The 3,402-nt window shown below is 65.3% G+C and carries 2 protein-coding genes; both read right to left on the reverse strand.

Translation table 11 applies throughout. The annotated features are described in order from the left end of the window. Positions 1 to 1,520: 1,520 nt before the first annotated feature. Positions 1,521 to 1,919 carry a MucR family transcriptional regulator gene (locus Q0J81_RS10875; RefSeq protein WP_294447855.1) on the reverse strand — a complete coding sequence of 133 codons (399 nt, stop codon included), beginning with the start codon at positions 1,917 to 1,919 and terminating at the stop codon, positions 1,521 to 1,523. 124 nt (positions 1,920 to 2,043) lie between these two features. Next, positions 2,044 to 3,402: protein translocase subunit SecD (gene secD / locus Q0J81_RS10880; RefSeq protein ID WP_294447857.1), on the reverse strand; the 1,359-nt coding region annotated here is incomplete at its 5' end.

The following is a 3,402-nucleotide window of genomic DNA, read 5'->3' on the forward strand; positions in this document are numbered from 1 at the left end:
TGGCACGTCGCCCGTAGTCGGCCCGGACGCCGCACGGGAAGAGTCGTGCATGAAGCCGCCTGACGGTTGAGGGCGCATGGCGGCAGGGGCGATGGCGCGTACTTCCCCGCGCGCAGGCGCGTGAGCGTTGAAACCGGTTGAAAAAGACCCCGATCCGCGCATGGCGTGCCGATGCCGGGCCGCCCGGGAAACGCCCCGGACGATGCCGCCGCCCCGGATGCGTTGGAGGTGTCGGATGAGGCGGAGGGGACGCGGGCGACATCATTTTTGCCCCGCGCTTTTTGGCCGTTTTTCCGCAGCCGGCGGGGAACCCCGGCGAAGTCGTCTTCGGCGTCGCCACGTCGACCGTGAACGGCCCGGAGGAACAAGGGCTCGAACGAAACGGCCTTTGTTTTTCGACTCCCGTGGCACGTCGCCCGTAGTCGGCCCGGACGCCGACCGGGAAGAGCCGTGCATGAAGCCGCCTGACGGTTGAGGGCGCATGGCGCAGGGGCGATGGCGCGTACTTCCCCGCGCGCAGGCGCGTGAGCGTTGAAACCGGTTGAAAAAAGACCCCGATCCGCGCATGGCGGACCGGGGCAGGGGACGTGTCTTTGCGCCGTATTCGGACGGCGGGGAAGAAGAGGGGGCAGCCTCCAGGAGTTCTTCCCGCCTTGTCCGGCTGGCTGAGGCGGCGGCACAAAGACAGAGGGACCGGGGCGTTCGCGCTCCGCACGTTGTCGGGAACGTGCGGAGTGCCGGGAACGCGGGCTGGTCGGCCCTGATCGCTTCCGTTTTCCGCAGGCACTGCGGCGCGCCGGAAAGGGCATGCAGAGCTTTGGAGGCCGGGGAAGCGTTTTCCGGAAAAACGGAGGTCCGGCCGGAGCCGGTGGAAATGTCTGACAAGGTCCGCACCGGCGAAAAAGACGCGCAGACAAGGCGGACGGGTTCCCTCCATGCAGAGAACCGTTGTCGTTCATGGCCGTGCGCGGCGGCGCGTTGACGCGGGTTTTCGTCCGGCTCGGGAGGCCGGAACGAAAAGGAGGGGCCGGGCGGCTTCAAAAGACGTCTTCGGCAAGGCGTAATCCTGCGTCAATGGCCGGGCAATGGGCGGAAGATTGTCTCTCATCCGCAAGAAGGCCGGCTGCAAGACGGCAAACCGCGCGCCGGGCGCTCCCGTCCGTTGCTGCGGCACAGGCGGGCGGTTCACAGAACGCAGCACACGGCGCCCATGGGAGGCCACGCGCAGGAGGCCGGGCATATGCCTTTTCTGCGGAGAACGGCGCGGCTTCCGCTGAACCGGGATACGGCTCCCTCGGAAACGTCACGCAGGATACGCAGGTTCTGCCTGCCTTGAGACGTGTGTCTTCGGCTCGGGCGGAACGGTTAGACGTGTGTGCGGCTCTGGTGGCGACAGCCGGAGACGGGCGCGCAAAGAGGCCGTTTTCGTCGATTCCAGGAGACGGGGCGAAAGCTGGACTCAGAGGAGCGAGCGGGTTTTTCCGGCAGGCGTTTTCCCAGGCGGCTGAGGGGCGGGACCCTCAGTTGTCGGAGGCGTGGCGTTTTTCCCAGAGGCGCATGTCCTTCATCTTCTTGCGGCGCACGCGCTGTATGCTCTTGCACACGAGGGGCGCGTCGCTCTTGATGCCCCATTTTCTGCGGTAGGAATCAGCGTCGAGACCGTGCTTGGCAAGGTGCTTTCTGGTGATGAGCTTGAAGGACTTGCCGCATTCCAGGCAGGTGATGCTTTTTTCCCTGATGGACTTTGCGGGGGAAGGCATGGGCGCTTCTTCCTCTTCCTCGGCGTGAACGCCCGATTCCAGATCCTTCAGGCTGGAGGCCAGGGTTCGAATCATGGCCACCATTTCTTCCTCCTGCATGACGCGCACGGAAGACTGCGCCTTGACGAGTTCGATGGCCTGTTTCAGATAATCATCCATGATGTTGTTCCTCCGGGATTGTTGACAGGGGAAAGGGAAACGGACGCTTCCGGGAGCGTCCGGATTTTTCGTGCGGGCGATCCGGTGGAGAGAAGCCCGGATCGCCCGATGCGGGCCGCATCCTTCAACCTTGAGGATGCGGGGGCCGGGGCCGGCGTGCGGACCCGGAGACATGGGGTGCAAGGCCGCAGTTCGTCGCGCCGTTTTTCTGCACCCACATTTCAAAGAGAAGGCGGGACACGAAAATGGCCGTGAACATGGAAGCCAGAATGCCGAGCGCCAGCGTGACGGCAAAGCCGCGGATGGGCCCGGTGCCGAACTGATAGAGCACGGCGGCGGTGAGCAGCGTGGTGAGATTGGAATCGAGAATGGAGCTCTGCGCCTCGGAAAAGCCCGCGGCCACGGCCCGGGCCATGGTGAGCCCGCGGCCTATTTCTTCGCGTATGCGCTCGAAGATGAGCACGTTGGCGTCCACGGACATGCCTATGGTGAGCACCACGCCCGCAATGCCCGGCAGGGTGAGCGTGGCGCCGAACAGACCGAGTCCGGCAAAGAGCAGGCTTATGGTGAACACCAGCATGGCGTTGGCAAGAAGCCCGGCCATGCCGTAGCACACCTGCATGACGACCATGACGCCCAGAGAACCCACCGCGCCGGCCACAAGACCCGCGCGTATGGAGTCCGCGCCGAGCGACGGGCCCACGGTGCGTTCCTCCTGCACGGAAACCTTGGCAGGCAGCGAGCCGGAACGCAGCACCACGGCCAGATCCTGTGCCTCCTCCGTGGTGAACGAACCCGTGATGGTGGCCTTGCCGCCGCTTATCTTCTGCTGGATGACGGGCGCGCTCTGCACCACGCCGTCGAGCACGATGGCGAACTGCTGATGTATGAGTTCTTCCGTCACGCGCTCGAACTGATCCGCGCCGCGCGCGCTGAACTGTATGGCCACGCAGGGCTGATTGCGTTCGTCGAAGGCGGGACGCGCGTCGACGATGTCCTGACCGGAAAGCAGCGGTTCCCTGTCGAGCACGAGCCCGCCGGAAAGATCCGTGCGGGAGGCGCTCGTCCACGCGCGCGTGCCCTCCACCAGCGGATACCACGCCGCGCCGGGCGGCAGAACGCCCGTGGCGGAAACGTCGCGGCGCACGCGGTGGAAGGTGAGCTGGGCCGTGCGGCCTATGAGCTGAAGGGCGCGCCCGGTGTCCGTGACGCCGGGAAGCTGAATCTGAATCTGATCGTCGCCCTGGCGGCGGATGTCGGGCTCCGCCACGCCGAAGGCGTCGATGCGGCCGCGAAGCGTGCGTATGGTCTGTTCCATGATGCGCTCGCGGAGCTGTTTTTCCCATTCGGGGCGGAAGGAGACGAGGAGTTTTTCCCCGGATCCGGACGAGATGGCAGACCCGACTGCCATCTGTCCGAATCGGTCGCGCAGCAGGTTGGAGAGTTGTTCGATTCCCTCGTGTTTGAGCGGCACGAATTCCAG

This window comes from uncultured Mailhella sp., assembly GCF_944324575.1.
GTDB lineage: Bacteria > Desulfobacterota > Desulfovibrionia > Desulfovibrionales > Desulfovibrionaceae > Mailhella.

What these genes read in the sequence shown, in the direction of transcription:
- Q0J81_RS10875 (WP_294447855.1), bottom strand. Translation starts at nt 1,919, where the DNA reads ATGGATGATTATCTGAAACAGGCCATCGAACTCGTCAAGGCGCAGTCT.